Annotated in this window: 16 protein-coding genes; 14 read left to right on the forward strand and 2 right to left on the reverse strand. The window is 43.2% G+C overall.

All coding sequences use genetic code 11. The annotated features are described in order from the left end of the window. The first annotated feature begins 1 nt into the window (after position 1). The 5 genes from NSQ66_RS07125 to NSQ66_RS07145 all read left to right on the forward strand — a co-directional run bounded on the left by NSQ66_RS07125 (position 2) and on the right by NSQ66_RS07145 (position 4,064). A complete protein-coding gene (locus NSQ66_RS07125; protein WP_076125358.1) occupies positions 2-595 on the forward strand; it encodes an RNA polymerase sigma factor in 594 nt (197 codons plus the stop codon). Beyond that, complete coding sequence (locus tag NSQ66_RS07130; RefSeq protein WP_076141166.1) at positions 570-1,547, forward strand: hypothetical protein; 978 nt, start codon at positions 570-572, stop codon at positions 1,545-1,547. The genes NSQ66_RS07125 and NSQ66_RS07130 overlap by 26 nt, the downstream gene beginning before the upstream one ends. 12 nt (positions 1,548-1,559) lie before the next feature. Continuing rightward, positions 1,560-2,210 carry an ABC transporter ATP-binding protein gene (locus tag NSQ66_RS07135; RefSeq protein WP_076141167.1) on the forward strand — a complete coding sequence of 217 codons (651 nt, stop codon included), beginning with the start codon at positions 1,560-1,562 and terminating at the stop codon, positions 2,208-2,210. 439 nt (positions 2,211-2,649) lie between these two features. Then, entirely contained in the window at positions 2,650-3,126 is a 477-nt protein-coding gene (locus NSQ66_RS07140; protein ID WP_076141168.1) for a hypothetical protein, read from the forward strand. A gap of 278 nt (positions 3,127-3,404) precedes the next feature. Then, positions 3,405-4,064 (forward strand): hypothetical protein, encoded by a 660-nt coding sequence (locus tag NSQ66_RS07145; protein ID WP_249267679.1) that lies wholly within the window; start codon positions 3,405-3,407, stop codon positions 4,062-4,064. Between the two features lie 55 nt (positions 4,065-4,119). On the opposite strand, the gene NSQ66_RS07150 is transcribed toward NSQ66_RS07145, so the two are convergent. Beyond that, positions 4,120-4,536: a MerR family transcriptional regulator gene (locus tag NSQ66_RS07150; RefSeq protein ID WP_036675831.1), complete on the reverse strand. Its 417-nt coding sequence runs from the start codon at positions 4,534-4,536 to the stop codon at positions 4,120-4,122. 120 nt (positions 4,537-4,656) lie between these two features. On the opposite strand from NSQ66_RS07150, the gene NSQ66_RS07155 reads away from it, so the two are divergent. The 6 genes from NSQ66_RS07155 (at position 4,657) to NSQ66_RS07180 (ending at position 12,350) form a co-directional block, all read left to right on the forward strand. After that, positions 4,657-5,706, forward strand: coding sequence for an NAD(P)-dependent alcohol dehydrogenase (locus NSQ66_RS07155; RefSeq protein WP_076141170.1), 1,050 nt, complete (start codon positions 4,657-4,659; stop codon positions 5,704-5,706). A 567-nt stretch (positions 5,707-6,273) separates the two neighbouring features. Continuing rightward, positions 6,274-7,674 (forward strand): sugar ABC transporter substrate-binding protein, encoded by a 1,401-nt coding sequence (locus tag NSQ66_RS07160; RefSeq protein WP_076098906.1) that lies wholly within the window; start codon positions 6,274-6,276, stop codon positions 7,672-7,674. 78 nt (positions 7,675-7,752) lie between these two features. Further along, positions 7,753-8,676 (forward strand): sugar ABC transporter permease, encoded by a 924-nt coding sequence (locus NSQ66_RS07165; protein ID WP_036675826.1) that lies wholly within the window; start codon positions 7,753-7,755, stop codon positions 8,674-8,676. Continuing rightward, positions 8,673-9,542: a carbohydrate ABC transporter permease gene (locus tag NSQ66_RS07170; RefSeq protein ID WP_036675824.1), complete on the forward strand. Its 870-nt coding sequence runs from the start codon at positions 8,673-8,675 to the stop codon at positions 9,540-9,542. Before NSQ66_RS07165 ends, NSQ66_RS07170 begins: the two co-directional genes overlap by 4 nt. Positions 9,543-9,823: 281 nt before the next feature. After that, positions 9,824-11,221, forward strand: a complete 1,398-nt coding sequence (locus tag NSQ66_RS07175) for an MATE family efflux transporter (RefSeq protein WP_038569377.1) — start codon at positions 9,824-9,826, stop codon at positions 11,219-11,221. A gap of 322 nt (positions 11,222-11,543) precedes the next feature. Next, the gene (locus NSQ66_RS07180; RefSeq protein ID WP_170914189.1) at positions 11,544-12,350 is read left to right on the forward strand and encodes an ATP-binding protein; all 807 of its coding nucleotides are present in this window, start codon (positions 11,544-11,546) and stop codon (positions 12,348-12,350) included. Between the two features lie 104 nt (positions 12,351-12,454). On the opposite strand, the gene NSQ66_RS07185 is transcribed toward NSQ66_RS07180, so the two are convergent. After that, a complete protein-coding gene (locus tag NSQ66_RS07185) occupies positions 12,455-13,492 on the reverse strand; it encodes a LacI family DNA-binding transcriptional regulator (RefSeq protein ID WP_036675820.1) in 1,038 nt (345 codons plus the stop codon). Positions 13,493-13,957: 465 nt separating this feature from the next. Here NSQ66_RS07185 and NSQ66_RS07190 point away from each other — a divergent pair, with 465 nt between their 5' ends. The 3 genes from NSQ66_RS07190 (at position 13,958) to NSQ66_RS07200 (ending at position 17,455) form a co-directional block, all read left to right on the forward strand. Then, positions 13,958-14,878 (forward strand): ABC transporter permease subunit, encoded by a 921-nt coding sequence (locus NSQ66_RS07190; protein WP_051490892.1) that lies wholly within the window; start codon positions 13,958-13,960, stop codon positions 14,876-14,878. A 17-nt stretch (positions 14,879-14,895) separates the two neighbouring features. After that, positions 14,896-15,777, forward strand: coding sequence for a carbohydrate ABC transporter permease (locus tag NSQ66_RS07195; RefSeq protein ID WP_036675818.1), 882 nt, complete (start codon positions 14,896-14,898; stop codon positions 15,775-15,777). Positions 15,778-15,841: 64 nt separating this feature from the next. Further along, positions 15,842-17,455 (forward strand): ABC transporter substrate-binding protein, encoded by a 1,614-nt coding sequence (locus NSQ66_RS07200; RefSeq protein ID WP_051490876.1) that lies wholly within the window; start codon positions 15,842-15,844, stop codon positions 17,453-17,455. The last annotated feature ends 23 nt before the right edge of the window (positions 17,456-17,478 follow it).

Genomic DNA, 17,478 nt, shown 5'->3' on the forward strand with positions numbered 1-17,478 from the left:
AGTGAACAGCAGGGCTGTTGTTACGGATGAGCAACTGCTCGAGCAATACAAGCAAGGGAATACAGCCGTGCTGGAGTTGTTCGTCTATCGGTATCATCAGACCATCTATGCGTATTTATACCGACTGACCAGCAAGCGTCAGCTCGCAGAAGATTTGGTGCAAGAGTGTTTTGTCAGAGTATTCACGGCTTTGCAAGCTGGTCGGTTGCCTGAACGGTTTCGACCATGGATTTATCGAATTGCGACGAACCTGTGCCGTGATGTATGGAAGTCCGGAGCTTATCGTTATGAAGTAGCGGCTAAGGATACCGGAGTGTATGATGCGGCAGATGGCGGTAAGGATACGGTAGCGTCTTTTTTAGACAAGCAATATGAGCGTGAAGCAGTCATTGCTGCCCTTGGCGCTTTGCCTGAGGAGGAGCGGCAAATTGTTATTTTGCGTTTTTATGAGGAGCTCAAGCTGGATGAAATAGCCGAGTTGCTGGAACTGCCGCTTGGAACGGTCAAGTCCAAGCTGTATCGGGCGTTCAGGCGACTGGCCCATACATTGCAGAAAGGGGAGGATCAGGATGAGTTACATATCCGGAGCCGGTAGCGCCGATAAGGCTAGTCGCGACAGTCAACTGCACAGGGAATTGCAAGAGCAGCGGCAACTAGAGGAAAAGGGTGAAGCAGCAGCGGATCGATGGGAGCATGACCAGATCGGAGCCGTATTCAGCCAACTGGATCGCTATACCGTCGATGGTCCCAGCGGCCAGCAGACGGAATCTCTGCTGGCGCTTGCCGCCACATATGCCACACAGCCTGAGTGGGCGGTTGCTGTACCCTCTTCCAGGCGAGTGCCAAGACATGACAGGCCTGGGCGGCAAGCAACTGTCGCTATATCTTTACCAGTAAGGCTTATGCAACGCATGGCAGCTCAGGTAAGGACGATGCATTGGCTGTTTTGGCTTACATCAGCGCTTATGATTGGCATAGGAGCAGTCGTTGAGGGGCTGGTAGCAAGTGAATGGTTCAGTAGCTCTGCCAAGCCGGATGTATTTTTATTTACGATTCTGTTGCTTCCTGTAGCCAGTGTGGCCTATTCACTCCGATCCATGCATACGCCAATGAGTGAGCTTGAGGCGACCTTTCCTGTTACACCCGTACAGCTTATGGTAGCCAGAATAGGAACCATACTGCTATATGACCTCCTTCTAGCGCTGTTGTTTTATGGAATACTCGTTATGACGGGTACCAGCGGTGAATTCGGATCTAACACTACTTTACTGATCACAGATCTATTACTACCGATCTGCCTGAGCGCTTTTGCAGCGCTGGCTGCAATGCTTCGTTTCGGGACATGGCCTGGTACCGCGGTTGTCCTCGCAGTGGGCGTCATCCAGTTTTCCGCTGGCGAGAGGCTTGGCGTATTTCAATTGTTCAGCGAATACGGGTCCGAACACTGGCTTGCAAGCAAGCTTGTTGCTGTTAGTCTGGCAATAGCGCTTGGTGTTATAACAAGTATTTTGCTGCGCCATCGGCATTATTACAAGCAATATGGATAGGAGGGAAGAGTGGTGCGAGGAGCTGAACTAAAACTTACCGCGGTTGAACTTCTTGCAGATAATGGTCACCTGCTGCTAGGGGATGTGAATTTGGCATTGCCGCCAGGCTGGTATGGTCTGGAGGGCGCCAATGGCAGTGGAAAAACAGCATTGCTCAAAGCGATAGCTGGTCTATACCAGCCTGTACGCGGCCTGATTACCTATCAGCTTCATGGCGTGACGTTGTCAGGCAATGCTTTCAAGCCTTATCTGGGCTACAAGCCACAGCAGGCAGCGTACTATGACAATATGAATGTCGAGGCATACTTGCGTTATGTGGGTGAGATGAAGCTGATGCCACGGGCGACCATTGAAGAACGATCTCGTGAGCTATGTGAACGGCTCGGGCTTACTGCCGAGTGGAAGACGCCCATTCAGCGGTTGTCAGGCGGCAACAAGCAACGGCTTATGATTGCTCAGGCGATGCTTGCTGATCCATGGTTTCTGCTGCTGGATGAGCCTCTCTATGGCGTGGATATCGAGATTCGTTTCCTGCTGCTAGACACGTTGTACGAAATGACACCTGGCACAGTCGCAATCTTTTCAGGCGCTTTGGAGGGCCTACAGGGAGGTTGGTTGGATGCTGTGATCAAACTTGAAAATGGTACAGCGGCGCTGCACTGATGCAGCGCCGTTTTCTATATTAAATCATCCTGCTGCGGCTGCGAAACTTGCCTGGCGGATAGCCAGACATTTGTTTGAACCATTTGCTGAAGGGGTGGATAGAGTCGGCCTCTAGCTGGCTGGCAATGGAGACTCTTCTACTCTTATCATTGGCAAAGAACGGGGAGTTTTGAACACAAATAAAATAATGAGAAGTGACAGATTGCTTGGGTAGTGTTGGGATAATATCAATAATTGGCGAACCAGCCGATGGAATCAATGGCGTGATTTTCTCTTTGATTGGAGATTTTTTGGTACCTTATTGTCAGTACAATCATACAGAGCAAAAAAAGGAGGAGAACCCAGAATCATGCACACCAAGAATAAGGGGAAGTACAATGATTTTTCGAGATATTTACCTGGATAGCTAATTGTTGCGGAAGAAGACGAAACACTTCCCTTGGCTCATCCTGATTTGATGTTGTTTTTGCTTAACACCACAAATGTAATTGATAGTGTTGATTATAGACTGTTCAAAATAAAGGAAACAGCTATCGTTCAATTTTTTGTAACGGACGCATTTAAACAACTAGTGGAACTCCATGACCTTAAGGGCTTAGATTTCTCAGAGGTATACGATTCAGCTTTTACTGCAGAAAAAGAAGAAGAGCAAGAACGTAATTACCAAGCTGCCCTTGATTTCATAGAGCGCAATAAAGGAATTGAAGTTTCATATGATGAGGCTCGTTTCCTTATGGAGCAGGAAAAAGTTGTTGCCAGCGGAAAGTGGAGAATGCAACTAGATGAGAATGGGGAGCTATGGCTTGCGAATTTGACACCTGATTTGATTTATTGCTGGGGCCAGCCAATTTATATTCCTCCTGTGTTAATGCTTTTTCAATGGCATGAAGTAGAGAAGTCTGAAATTAACTTATAGAACCCGGTGGAATGAAATATACTCTTATGAAGCTTTATCATGATTTTTAAAAGGCTAAGCGCTGAGCTTAAAGTCATAAGTTAGATCCGTTAACACTAAAGTTTTACAAAGGCGACTTATCTGCGGACGGGTTGCTTTTGTTTTTTCAGTTCCCATCAAAACAATATAGTCCTGACCGATCTGCTTATCCAAATCATTGAATACTATCAATAAAGATAACCGTCAAACAATAGAATATATGATATAATGACGTGGTTGTTGCAAGGTGCAATTTTAATATGAAAAATAGGATGGGCAATATGAAGGGTTATCTTTATAACGTTGATAAAAAACGATTGATTATTATGGTTATCGGCAATGTATTTCTGGGCATGGGAATCAGTATTTTTAAGCTGTCCAGCATGGGGAATGATCCCTTTAGCGGCATGGTAATGGCACTTGCAGAGTGCGTCGGTATAACATATGCAAATTTTCTGATCTTGCTGAACCTGGTATTGTTTGTAATCGAATTCATAACCGGACGAAGGTTTATTGGAGCCGGGACTTTTGTAAACGCAATCTTTTTGGGATATATCGCTACGTTCTTTCATAGTACTTGGCTATCTCTGTTGGGCGAACCTCAGCTGTTATGGCAGAGGGTGGTCGTCGTAGCGATTGGCGTGGTGGTATGCAGTTTTGGGGTATCCTTGTATCAGACATCGGCTGTGGGAGTAGCTCCTTACGACAGCCTGTCCCTGATTATGAGGGATAACTTCCCGAAAATATCTTATTTTTGGCACCGGATGTTTACGGATGCGCTTTGTGCTTTGATTTGCTTCCTGGCAGGAGGCGTTATAGGCTTAGGAACTCTAGTGTCCGCACTTGGTCTGGGACCCATTATTCATTTTTTTGATGTGAATTTTACGGAGAAGCTGCTGGCAAAAAAGCGTCCAAATTAAGAAAGGCGGGGCAGATCAATCTGCCCCGCCTTTACTGTAATTTGAAGGTTCATTTCTAATGAGTAAATGCACTCTTAATGTTATTTTTTTTATGAACATCTTCCGTGCCGCTATCCAAGGCGGTCTTGTAGTAGAAGCATTTATGTTCTATGACTTCCATCGTTTTTCTTAATTCTTCCATCTGTGCTTCTACGGAAGCTTTTCGCTCCAGGAACATGTCATATCTCTGCTGCAAGGTGGAGTCCCCCTCAGAGCACCACTCAATGAAATGTTTTATTTCCTTAATCGGCATCCCGGATGACTTCAGGCATTCAATTACTTTTAAAGCGTCCATATCCGTTTCTTTGAAAACGCGTTTCCCGCTGGGGGTTCTTTCTATAAAAGGCAAAAGCCCCTCCTTGTCATAGTAACGCAGGGTATGTGATGTCATATTAAAGTATTCTGCAACTTCACTTATGGAGTATGTCTTCATCATCTATCTCCAGTCTTAATTATATTTTGTGCTTGACTTAGAGTTAACTTTAAGTAATAACATAGGTTTTGTAAAGTCGGCATTACAGTTTTTTATATTAACTAGAAGAGAGGTTTCACTATGATAAAAGTTAATGCACGCGCTACATTCAGTCAGGAAGGCCCGTTCAAGCTAACTACAATCGAACGCCGGAATCTGCAGCCGCACGATGTTCTTATAGAGATTAAATACGCGGGCATTTGCCACTCGGATATTCATACAGCCCGCGGGGAGTGGGGACCGGTTAAGTATCCACTTGTTCCAGGGCATGAGATCGCCGGTATTGTCAGCCAGGTCGGTTCCGAAGTTACAAAGTACACAGTTGGCGATCGTGTAGGGGTAGGTTGTATGGTTGACTCCTGTGGAGAGTGCAGTAATTGCCAGAAAGGTGAGGAGCAGTATTGCCTGAGTGGAAATACGGGCACCTATGGAGCTATCGACCGGCACGGTCACTATACACAGGGCGGATATTCCACGCACATCGTTGTAACAGAAGACTTCGTGGTCCGGATTCCTGACGCTATTCCGCTTGACGCGGCTGCACCGCTTTTGTGTGCAGGAATCACCACCTATTCACCGCTGCGCCATTGGGGAGCCGCTCCCGGCAAAAAAGTAGCTGTAGTGGGTCTTGGCGGGCTTGGACACATGGCTGTGAAGATTGCTCATGCTATGGGAGCTGAGGTTACTGTGTTATCACAGTCACTGAAGAAGAAGGAAGACGGATTGCAATTAGGAGCGGATCATTATTATGCCACAAGCGATCCGGAGACATTTAAGCAGCTTGCCGGTTCATTCGATCTAATCGTGAATACAGTAAGCGCACAGATTGATATCGATGCCTATCTTTCACTTCTGGCGCTGGATGGTACATTAGTCAATGTCGGTGCGCCTGCTGATCCATTGGCAGTTAACGTATTCTCGCTGATCGGCCACCGCCGTTCGTTTGCCGGATCGATGATTGGCGGAATCCGTGAAACGCAGGAAATGCTTAATTTCTGCGCTGAACATAATATTGCATCTGAAATCGAGGTCATTTCTGCTGACCGGATAGATGAAGCCTGGGAGCGTGTGCTTGCTTCAGATGTCCGTTACCGGTTTGTCATCGACATCAGCACGATGGGGAACCAATAAGAGACGTCCTCTTTCTTGACGTCGGTTCGTGTCCACAACCTCAAGAAATTCGATAACATAGCGGGAAATCGCAAGGAGCTGGAAAACTCACACAGTTGTGTTTCGAGAATAGAAAAACGGCGTTGCTTCATACAGCAGCGTAGTGTATAAATGCTAAATAGGCAGAGCAGTGCTTCTACCATTGGGGTAGGAGGGCGGCTCTGCTTATTGTCGTTACTGCAAGTGAATATTTTGGATCAGCTGATTCTGCTGTTTTATAAAAAAGATGATTCTTTAAAGGTTGGAATTTTTAAAAATCAGGTTGAAAAATGCTATTTTCCCTAATAGAAAATCATGACACAATAACAATAAAGCGCTTACTTCATTAAAACATCCCAAGTTCATGAAGACTCTATACCACTTTTTGAAAATATTTACGATATTAAAAGTCGTATCGGCTGGCCGAAATTTCGGATTCCAAGCAAAGGTTGGAATTATTAAAAAAAATTGGTACTAAACGTTTAACTCAATAACTTAGGGGGTCAAACGGTTGGACATATCTATGTGATTATGAAGGGGGAGAGGGAAATGAAGGTAGGTAAAGCATTCGGGGTAGGTATTCTTTCAACTGCACTAGCATTAAGTGTCATTGGCTGCGCGAAAGATGAGACAAACACAGCAACCAAGGCAACTGATGGACCCAAAGCATCTGAGAACGCCACCTCCAAGCCTGAGGAGAAGGTCAAAATTATCTATTCGATGTGGGGAAGTGCGGAAGAGGGAAATGTAACCCAGGGAGTGGCGGATAAGTTTAATGCTTCTCAAGACAGAATTGAAGTAGAAGTACAAGCAATTCCTTGGGAAAACTACATGACCAAGCTGAATACAATGGCTACGGCAGAGCAATTACCTGATACAGGGATGCTCAGAGAAGATGGGGTCGTTCAGTGGTCTACCCAAGGCATGCTGAATGATGTAAATACAATGTACGAAGGAAGCGACAGCAAACCACTGGATAGCCTAGCCTACAAATATCAAGGGAAAACCGTAGCCTACGCGGCTGCCAATGAAATCTTACTCCTCTATTACAACAAAGATATGTTCGACAAAGCCAATGTACCCTATCCCCCAGCCGCTCTGGATAAAGCGTGGACATGGGAGGAATTTGTAACAACAGCAAAGAAGCTGACCCTTGATAAAAATGGTAAACATCCTGATGAGAGTGGCTTTAATGAGCAGAGTATCGTTCAGTTTGGCGCATCCGTTGAAAACCTACCATGGCAGCTTGAGACCTGGGCGCTTGGTAATGGTGGGGGGTTCTATTCGGGTGATGGGACTGAGGTGAGAATTGGAGAAGACGCCAGTATAGAGGGAATTCAGAAGGTTGCAGATCTTTACTTGAAGGATCATGTTGCTCCGTTGTCTGTCGGACAGACTGATGATGGCATTCAACGAACCATTATCGCGGGAACTGTTGCCATGGCTACTAACGGTGCGTGGAACGTGGGAACTAGTCTCAATACGGCTAAGAATGAAGGCCTGAACTATGGCGTTGCAGTATTGCCTTACATGAAGGATAAGGTTACCCTCAACACGGGTGGCGCCAATGTCGTGTTCTCCCAGACTAAGCATCCAAAAGAAGCGATGGAATGGCTGAAATGGTACAACTCAGAAGAAAATAACTGGGGCCTCATTAGCTCGGGAATCTGGATGCCGACACTGGAGAAGTGGTACACGGATGAGACCCTTACCCGTAAATGGGTCGAAAATCCTAACTTCCCTGTTTATGACGAATATAAATCTGCAGTAGTCGATTATGCGCAATCACCTGCTGTGAAGCCCGCAGCGTGGTTCTATACGAATCATACGACGGAGTTTAACACCTTACTCGGGTCGGTTCTAGGGGATGTATGGACGGGAAAGACGACCGCTAAGGATGCTATTTCTAAAAATCTGGATGCGTTGAAAGCAGCCCATTTAGGCAATTAGTAAAATCCGCAAAGAATGGCCGTTGCCAAGCTCACACCCGCGGCGGCCATATTATGATCTTCAGGTGGGGATATAGAGATGGAAATAATTAATAGATCTCCGAAACGTCGTTCACGTATTCATGCAGGTGAGGCACGAGCCGCGTATATATTATTGATCCCTGCCTTCATTGGGCTGATCTTTCTAACGTATTTACCTCTTATTGGGGTGCTCGGGATCAGCTTAACGAATTGGACGGGACTTTCAGACCCCAAATTTATTGGCTTCGAGAATTATATTAATCTATTTACCACTGATCCTTATATTAAAGATTCTATTATAGCTACGGTCTACTTTGCCGTTTTATCGGTAGTTGGAGGCATGATTTATTCACTTTTTATCGCGATGCTACTGAATCGTAAAATTCCGGCAAGAGGGTTTTTCCGAGCTGTTTTCTATGTACCGTACGTTTTGCCGGCAGCCGCGATATATGTAGGATGGTCTTGGTTATACGAAGCTAATTTTGGATTTTTTAACTTTATTCTCTCTGAGATTGGTTTGAACAAAGTTTCTTTTATCGCGGATTCCAGCTATGTTGTTCCATCTCTATCCTTGATTTCAGTTTGGCTGTCAGGTAACTTAATTGTTATTTTCTTAGCGGGGCTGCAAAATGTTCCGGTCGTCTACCATGAAGCGGCTGAAATGGATGGTGCGAATGGATGGAAACGATTCTTGCATATCACTTTACCGTGCATGTCGCCCATTATCTTTTATAATTTGCTAATGAGCTTGATTGCCAATCTCCAAATTGTTACGCCGGCTCTTTCATTAACGAATGGCGGCCCGGGTAATTCTTCACGATTTTTAACTTATCTGATGTATGATCAAGCTTTTGTAAATTATAAATTAGGGTATGCTTGTGCAACAACGGCCGTTATTTTTGTTATTCTTGCAGGCTTTACTGGTGTATTATTCAAAACCTCCAATCTATGGATCTTTAATGAAGGAGGCGATGACAAATGAGTGTAGCCACATACGGAAGATTAAAGAGTAAAAAACGTAATAATCAATGGATGAACCTGATCTCGTTTGTCGTTGTCATTTTTTTTACTATACTCGTGCTCTTTCCAATCTGGTGGATATTTCGCACGTCGCTCATGTCGAATGCCGAGATATACAAATATCCGCCTTCACTGCTTCCAGGAAATTGGTTGTTTTCAAACTATGCAGAAACACTAGAGATATTTAAGTTTTGGAAATATTTATGGAACACCATGATTATTATTGTACCCGCTTGTTTGGCAGGAACCTTTACAGCGACCTTATGCGGTTATGCCTTTGCAAGACTGCGTTTTCGGGGCAAAAAATTGATTTGGGCGCTTTGTGTCGGTTCGATGCTTCTACCTGCCATGGTTACTCTTATTCCGCTATATATTGGGTGGACGAGAGGCTTAGGAATCCATGACAGCTATCTGCCGTTGATTTTGCCTTATTTCTGTGGTGGTGGCGCTTTTAATATCTTTTTGATTAGGCAGTTTATCATGTCTATTCCAAGAGAGCTTGATCAAGCAGCAACGATCGATGGTGCTGGATATTACCGCATTTTGTTCAGCATTATTATGCCGGCCATTAAATCTGCAATGATCGTTGTGGCATTATTTATCTTTATCGGTTTATGGAATGATCTACTTCAACAGATGATTTACATAAACTCAAGCGATAAGTATACGATAGCCTTGGGACTAACCGCTTTTAGAGGCCAACTAAAGCAGGACTGGTCGCTGACGATGGCGGCTACGTGTATGTCCTTTGCGCCGGGCGTCATTTTTTATCTGATTGGTCAAAAATATTTCGTAGAAGGAATCACGTTGACAGGACTGAAAAATTAGCTCCAATGGCTAAAGATAGCGCACTGTAATCTGCTCTGAAGTGTTAATGGGGGCACCTTTCTGCTAAGGCTTAAGTTCCGAGCCTGGCGGTATAAGGTGCCCTTTATTTGTGCTGTGAAAATATAAATTTAAAGATAAAATCCTTTATGAGATAGAAACAATCCCTTTTGCGGTAGTTGCTAGCCATCCTGTCTTATAGACTTGTTAATGTAAGGAGTCCCGTAAATCTTTGAACGAGGACTTCGCATATTCAGTCAAAAGAAGGAGAGAAAATCCACATTATGAACACTGTAACACAGATAAACAACAGCAAAGACAAGCAGACGCATTTTATTCTCAACGGTAATCTATGGAATATTATGGTCCAGTTATCATGGCCCGCTATCATCGCAATGGTTCTCTATGGCTTAAATGCGGTTATTGCCGCTGTATTTGTGGGAAGGTTTGTCGGAGAGGAAGCACTGGCTGGGGTTTCGGTAGCTTATCCTTTAACCCAGATCAGCTTGGGACTGGGCTCCTTGATCGGGGTGGGTGCCGGTTCTGCTTTAAGTTTAGCCCTCGGCAGGCAGGACAAAGAAATGCAGAAACGTTTGATGGGGAATGTTAATTATCTGTCCATCCTTGTAACGCTTGTCTATATGGTGTTAGGTTTACTTTTCTCCACACAGCTGGTGCGAATTATGGGAGGAGAAGGGGAAACTCTGGCTCTTGGAGACAGCTATTTTAGAATTACGGTGATCGGTTCATTTTTCTGGATTTATGGACTGGCTGCCAACATGATTGTGCGTGCCGAAGGGAAAATGAAATCGGCAGCCGTGGTAATGGGCATTGGACTGGCAGTTGATGTATTGTCCAATTATATTCTGGTAGCCTGGCTGGATTTTGGAGTAGAGGGTGCTGCCTGGGCTACAAATATCGGGATGCTGGTCTACACCTTGCTGGGATGGATTTATTTTGGCAAAGGATTTGCCTCATTCCGAACGAATGTCTTTGCAATCTATCGGGATGCTGCCACAATCAAATCCATAGTTGGACTGGGAATGTCCTCTTTCATTATGAACTTTATGAATCTGGTACAGGCTGTTGTAGTATTTAATGCACTGTCGAGATACGGGACTACAGCAGATATTGCATTTTATGGTGTGGTTTTCCGTGTATTCACCTTCCTGTTGACGCCGATATTCGGATTAATGCGCGCCTTGCAGCCAGTCATCGGCATTAATTTTGGAGCAGAACAGTATGAGCGCGCCATCAAAGCCTATAAAATATTCACACTCGTCTCCATGCTGCTGACTTTGCCTTTCTGGATAATTTCCATGATCTCGCCGGCTTCCATTCTGGGACTAATGCTGCCGGATCAAATCTTTAAAACCAGCGAAATGTTATATTTCCGGTTGAACATGGCGGTTCTGCCGTTATTGTCGCTCATTTTTATGGCCATGACCTTTTTCCCTGCGATTAATAAAGGGAAGCCGGCGGCCGTTATCGGCATCACCAGACAACTTGTTTTTTATGTGCCAGTGATGCTTGTTTTGCCAAGATGGTTAGGCGTCTCCGGAGTATATTGGGGTTCGCTTGTGATTGATTCTGTGGTTGTAGTGTGGACGGTAATCCTGGTAACTAAGGAATTCACCCGGCTCAGAGCTAAGTCCAAGCTAGCCAGGACTTACAATATGTGAAGGCAGGATGCTGGAACCTCTGCTTTGCCTGGATGGACGATTTAATAGATATACCCCGAAAGAGCCTTGGAACTATAAGGCTCTTTTTTGTGCTACTGGTTGACATTATAAACAAAAAGAAAGTATGATATTTTAAATCGTAATAATTACGAATAAATATAATTTGGAAGTTGAATTGATTTGTGCATAATGAATGGTCACAAGCCGGCTCTATCGTTCCTCACGAGGACTTCGAGCGGCAATTAGAGCAGGTTGAACTGGATTCAGAAAGGATCTTTTGGATTTCTTGAAAATAACCATTTTAAAGGAGCTTTAATAAATAATGAACAAAAGCAGCAACAATCAACGTCTACCCAGAGCAAAAGGGATTGATATGGGTACCTATTATACGCCCAAAGAATGTGCCAAAAAGGTTAGACATCTCGTCCTACCCGATATGAATCGAAAGATTGTCGAAGAATTCATTACGATCTTAGGTATGAGGGGAAGATTTGAAGAACATCAAGTTCCCATTCCCAATAAAGTGGTTATGTATGGTCCACCGGGCACAGGGAAAACACTTACGGCATTTTATATGGCGCAAATGCTGGAGCTTCCACTTATCCTGGTTAGACTTGATGCAATTATTCACAGCCATTTGGGTGAGACTGGAAGTAATATCCGGAAAATATTTGAGTATGCCAAAGCATCTCCTTGTGTTCTTTTCCTGGATGAGTTTGATGCCATTGCAAGAACACGGGAGAGTAATGACGAGGTTAAAGAAATGGCCCGTGCGGTGAATACACTGCTGCAATGTCTCGATGATTTTGGTGACAATAGCATTTTTGTAGCAGCGACGAACCTAGAAAATGAACTGGATAGAGCTATTTGGCGAAGGTTTGATACAAAAATGATTTATTCCAACCCGGATGAATCAAGTAGGCGTCAATATGTTGAACTGTTAATTAATGACTTTGAAAGTGAAGCTGGGTTGATGGAGGAGGCATGCGAACGTCTTTCCGGTTGCAGTTTTGCTGATATTGAACAAATTGTCCTGAAAGCGAAACGTAAGGCGATCATAGAGCATTGTCTGCTAAAACGAGAGCATATTGTTCTATCCTATGAAGAATACAATCCTTCCATAAACTAATTGTGGGCGATTATATATACAGGATATTGTAATTGGAACAATTCAACGAAAAAAAAGAACCCCAGCGACGGAATTTTTAATCGCTTGGGTTCTTTTTAAATTCATCAACTGATATTAGGTGTAGAGTCTCTTATGATGAGTTTGGTATAAATATGAGAAACCTGATAGGGTTGCTTCGGATCATGAATTCGGGAAAGTAGCATTTCGGCTGCTTTGACACCCATCTGATTACTATAAATATGAACAGTAGTGAGATGGGGTTCAACAATGTTTGATTCAGGACCATTATCAAAACCACAAATGACGATGTCATTAGGAATGGAAAGCATGTTTTTGAGTGACTTCATAAAGGTAACCGCAATATAATCGTTAGCACACACGAAAGCAGAAGGAAGCTCATTGATTTGACTCAGCCTAGTATCTGCCCACTCCGGATTCGAAAAAAATAGTCGATCGTCATCGAGAATACATTGTGAGAGATCAAGCTGGATGCCAGATTCTATCAATGCGCGATTAAAGCCCACCCATCTTTCATTAAAGCTCCTACAGTGATTATAGTCCCCGATGAACCCCAGTGATGTGTAACCGCCATCAATTAACTTTTTTGTAAGTTGATATGTGCTATGTTCGTTTTCCATGAGAAGTACATCCGCTTGGAATTCAGGGTAGCAGATATCTGCAGAACAGTCGATGAAAATAGTTGGAATGCCAAGACTTGTAATCAGCTTACTATATTCCGAATTGAACAACTCAATACAAATAATTCCGTCTACATTGGCGACATCAAAATTATTTGGAAGAGACAGGGACGCCTGATCAATGTCTCTTATAATGTGCATGGATAAATTATATCCTTCTGCACTGATTCGTTTCTCCATGCCACTGATCAGTTTCGATCCAAAGTGGGAAGTGTTAGGTAAGTTTTCTGTTAATAAAGCGATATTTCCAGAGTTTCTTGGTTGAACACTCTCGGTGTCCATAAAAGCAAATTGTTTATATTTTAACTCTATCGCTTTCTTTATAACCTTGTTTCTAGTTTCATCAGGTATACCATTCGTTCCATTTAAGGCTTTGGAAGCTGTATTTCTGGAGATTCCTAAAGCATCCGCGATGTCTTGTATGGTTACTTTTTCCCTGGCCATCTATGTAATTCACCTCTATATTCTTGTTCTTAACCTTCGCCACAAATAGTGTACTATTTGGCATGATCCCAACTCTCTTTAATGTATATTAGTTTACTCAAAATAGCAATATGATATTTACAAATGCACAATTTAGTTTACATTTTATCGGCGTATAAGTGTGCAAAAAAGGTATTATTCTTTTCATCTTCATGAGAATATGTTGACTTTAAAGTATATAATCCTATTTAAATTGGCTGTATTTGTAATTATGTAAAATTATATGCATCATTTATGAACATAATGCTTTGTCATATGCACATAAATATTTTTACAAAATGTATTGACGAACGATTAAGTGTTTGGTAAATTGTAAAAGCAGCAGGACATAAGCCAATTGAAAGCCCTTACTGCATCAAGATATAAACATTGATAAGAACGGAGGTAAAGGCATTGCAAAACCTAATAGAAGCTGAACACAGAACAATGGTGACCAAACATAAGAGCTCCTTACTAGACTATCTAAAGAAGTACTACTTTCTTTATATTTTGCTCGCACCAGCTGTGATCCTGACCCTGATTTTTAAATACGGTCCTATGTATGGTGCGATTATCGCCTTTAAAGATTTCAGCCCAATCAAAGGGATTATGGGAAGTGAATGGGTAGGCTTGTACAACTTCGAGAAATTCCTGTCATCCCCCAACTTCGAAGTTATCTTTATGAATACGCTTAAATTAAGTTTCTTCGGATTAATTCTGAGTTTTCCAATTCCTATCCTGCTTGCGTTGATGTTAAATCAAATTCGCCGTGCAGGCGTCAAAAAGAACATTCAGTTGTTCTTGTATGCACCTAACTTTATTTCTGTTGTCGTTGTGGTCGGGATGTTGTTTATCTTCTTGTCCCCAACGGGACCGATTAACCAGTTTTTTACCTGGCTTACAGGTGAACCAATCATGTTCATGTCTCGTCCGGAGTACTTCCGTTCGATCTACATTCTGTCCGATATTTGGACCGGAGCCGGTTGGGCATCCATTATTTATGTAGCAGCGCTTGCTAATGTCGATCCTGAGTTACATAATGCAGCCAATCTTGACGGCGCTAATCTTCTACAAAGAATCCGCCATATCGATTTGCCAACCATTCGTCCAATTATGGCTATTGTATTTATCCTTGCAGCTGGTGGGATTATGTCCATTGGCTTCGAAAAAGCCTATCTCATGCAAACGGCGATGAACTTGCCAACCTCAGAAATCATTCCGACTTACGTTTATAAAATTGGTTTGCAGTCGGGCGATTATGCCTATTCAGCCGCAGTAGGATTGTTTAACTCTATCATCAACATCGTCCTGCTCATCACCGTTAACTTCACCGTGAAGAAACTGAATGAGGGCGAAGGTCTTTACTAAGAAAGGAGCAACAAGCTATGCCCATTAAACATTCCGGATTAGATCGCTTTATCGTCGTGCTTAACGCGATCTTCCTGACACTGGCCGTACTTATCATTGTACTTCCTTTGATTTATGTAGTGATTGCATCTTTTATGGATCCATCAGTTCTGCTCAGTAAAGGATTATCATTCAACCTTTCGGATTGGTCATTAGAAGGGTATATAAAAATTCTTTCTAATCCGGCCATGATCCGAGGTTTTGGAAACTCTGTTTTATACTCTGTTTCATTTGCTATGCTTACCGTTCTCGTCTCTATCTGTGCAGGGTACGCACTGTCTGATGACAGGCTCAAAGGAAAAGGATTCTTCATGACCTTGTTTATTATCACCATGTTCTTTGGGGGTGGGCTTATACCAACCTATCTGCTCGTTAAGAATCTTGGTCTGCTTGATACAGTCTGGGCGGTGATTATTCCAGGGGCAGTTAATGTATGGAACATCATTCTCTCTAGAACTTTCTTCAAAGGAGTACCGAATGAAATGAAGGAAGCCGCTAATGTAGACGGAGCTTCGGAGATGCGGATTTTCTTCAGTGTCGTATTACCGCTCTCCAAACCGATTGTTTTCGTGCTCGCTCTTTATGCCTTTGTGGGCCAATGGAATTCCTATTTTGACGCGATGATCTATTTAGATAATCCGAATCTTCATCCACTGCAGCTCGTGTTGCGTTCCATCTTGATCCAGAATCAGGTAGATCCGGGCATGATCAGCGATCAACTCGCCATGGCGGAAATGAAACGATTGTCTGAAATCATCAAGTACGCTGCCATCGTTGTTTCCAGTTTGCCACTTATTGTTATGTATCCGTTCTTCCAGAAGTACTTTGAAAAAGGTGTTATGGTCGGTTCCCTTAAGTAGGAAACAGGCTGCACATAGATAAAGATTAATTCATTCATATCTAATAATTTGGAGGTCATACCCTATGAAAAGAATTAAGAAATCAAGAGTATCAACGAAAGTAGCTTCTGCATCTGTACTTGCTTCGTTTATGTTCCTTACTGCATGCGGTGGCGGAGGAGGAGGGGGAAGTGCGGCTAGTAAAGAACAGGACGCCAGCGGTAAAGTAACTTTGAACTTTATTACGCAAAGCTCTCCACTTGCACCAGTTGATCCAAATGAAAAACTGATTAATAAGCGTCTTGAAGAAAAGACGAATGTTCATATTAATTGGAAGAATTTCACGAAAGACGTATTTGTTGAAAAAAGAAACTTGGCTGTGGCAAGCGGTGATCTTCCTGATGCGATTTTTAATGCGGACTATAGCGACTATGAGCTGCTCAAGCTTGCTAAAGACGGTGCCATTATTCCGCTGAATGATCTCATCGAGAACAATATGCCCAACTTCAAAAAGGTGCTGGAAGAAGCCCCGGAATACAAGAGTATGATTACGGCACCAGACGGTAATATTTATGCCTTTCCGTGGATCGAAGAGCTGGGCAATGGCAAGGAAAGAATCCAGGCGGTAGACAGTATGCCTTGGATCAATGTGGAATGGCTTGAGAAGCTGGGCCTTGATATGCCTACAACAACAGAAGAATTAAAAGAAGTATTAATTGCATTCAAGACAAAAGATCCAAATGGCAACGGTAAGGCTGACGAAATTCCTCTGTCCTTTATTAACAAGCCTGGAGCAGAAGATCTGGTTTTCCTATTTGCTTCGTTCGGATTGGGTGAGAACCCTGACCATGCGGTTGTGAGCAATGATGGAAAGGTAATATTTACGGCGTCACAAGATGACTACAAAGAAGCCGTTTCTTTTATTAACGAGCTGTATAAAGAAGGACTCATTGATATTGAAGCCTATACACAGGACTGGAGTACTTACCTTGCAAAAGGGAAGGATCAGAGATACGGACTTTACTTCTCATGGGATAAAGCCAATATCACTGGAGCAAATGACACTTACGAGGTTATGCCTCCGCTTGCTGGACCAGATGGTGAAGTTAACGTAACAAGAACGAACGCGCTTGGTTTGGGCAGAGGCAAGATGGTTGTTACTAGCGCCAATAAGAACTTAGAAACGACAGCGAAATGGGTTGATCAACTCTACGATCCGATTCAATCTGTACAGAACAACTGGGGAACGTATGGAGACGATAAACAGCAAAATATCTTCGAATTTGATAAAGAAAAAGAAATGCTGAAGCATTTGCCGCTGGAGGGTGCAGCTCCTGTAGAACTACGTGAGAAAACAAGTGTCGGTGGACCATTAGCTATCCTTGATTCCTATTATGGCAAATTCACAACCATGCCGGATGATGCTAAAGGCAGAATGGATATTATCAAGAACATCATGGCGCCAAAAATGAAAGCAGAAAACGTAATGCCGAGTGTATTCCACTCCATTCAAGAGCTTGATCGCCTAACGACAATTGAGACGGATCTTTTTGCCTACGTGCTTAGAATGCGTACTGAATGGTACCAAAATGGTAAAGTTGAAGCGCAGTGGGATGAATACCTGAAAGAATTGGACCGTCTGGGCTTGCAAGAATGGCTTGAAATTAAACAAGGCGGCTATGACAGAGCAAGCAAATAATAAACTATAAATAATATACGGTA

The organism is Paenibacillus sp. FSL H3-0329 (assembly GCF_037963285.1).
In the GTDB taxonomy this organism is placed as follows: Bacteria; Bacillota; Bacilli; order Paenibacillales; family Paenibacillaceae; genus Paenibacillus_AQ; species Paenibacillus_AQ odorifer.

Bases quoted from the DNA above. Each gene is read 5' to 3' on its own strand.
- NSQ66_RS07130 (WP_076141166.1), top strand. From the start codon at position 570: ATGAGTTACATATCCGGAGCCGGTAGCGCCGATAAGGCTAGTCGCGAC.
- NSQ66_RS07145 (WP_249267679.1), top strand. From the start codon at position 3,405: ATGAAAAATAGGATGGGCAATATGAAGGGTTATCTTTATAACGTTGAT.
- NSQ66_RS07150 (WP_036675831.1), bottom strand. From the start codon at position 4,536: ATGAAGACATACTCCATAAGTGAAGTTGCAGAATACTTTAATATGACA.
- NSQ66_RS07155 (WP_076141170.1), top strand. From the start codon at position 4,657: ATGATAAAAGTTAATGCACGCGCTACATTCAGTCAGGAAGGCCCGTTC.
- NSQ66_RS07160 (WP_076098906.1), top strand. From the start codon at position 6,274: ATGAAGGTAGGTAAAGCATTCGGGGTAGGTATTCTTTCAACTGCACTA.
- NSQ66_RS07165 (WP_036675826.1), top strand. From the start codon at position 7,753: ATGGAAATAATTAATAGATCTCCGAAACGTCGTTCACGTATTCATGCA.
- NSQ66_RS07170 (WP_036675824.1), top strand. From the start codon at position 8,673: ATGAGTGTAGCCACATACGGAAGATTAAAGAGTAAAAAACGTAATAAT.
- NSQ66_RS07175 (WP_038569377.1), top strand. From the start codon at position 9,824: ATGAACACTGTAACACAGATAAACAACAGCAAAGACAAGCAGACGCAT.
- NSQ66_RS07180 (WP_170914189.1), top strand. From the start codon at position 11,544: ATGAACAAAAGCAGCAACAATCAACGTCTACCCAGAGCAAAAGGGATT.
- NSQ66_RS07185 (WP_036675820.1), bottom strand. From the start codon at position 13,492: ATGGCCAGGGAAAAAGTAACCATACAAGACATCGCGGATGCTTTAGGA.
- NSQ66_RS07190 (WP_051490892.1), top strand. From the start codon at position 13,958: ATGGTGACCAAACATAAGAGCTCCTTACTAGACTATCTAAAGAAGTAC.
- NSQ66_RS07195 (WP_036675818.1), top strand. From the start codon at position 14,896: ATGCCCATTAAACATTCCGGATTAGATCGCTTTATCGTCGTGCTTAAC.
- NSQ66_RS07200 (WP_051490876.1), top strand. From the start codon at position 15,842: ATGAAAAGAATTAAGAAATCAAGAGTATCAACGAAAGTAGCTTCTGCA.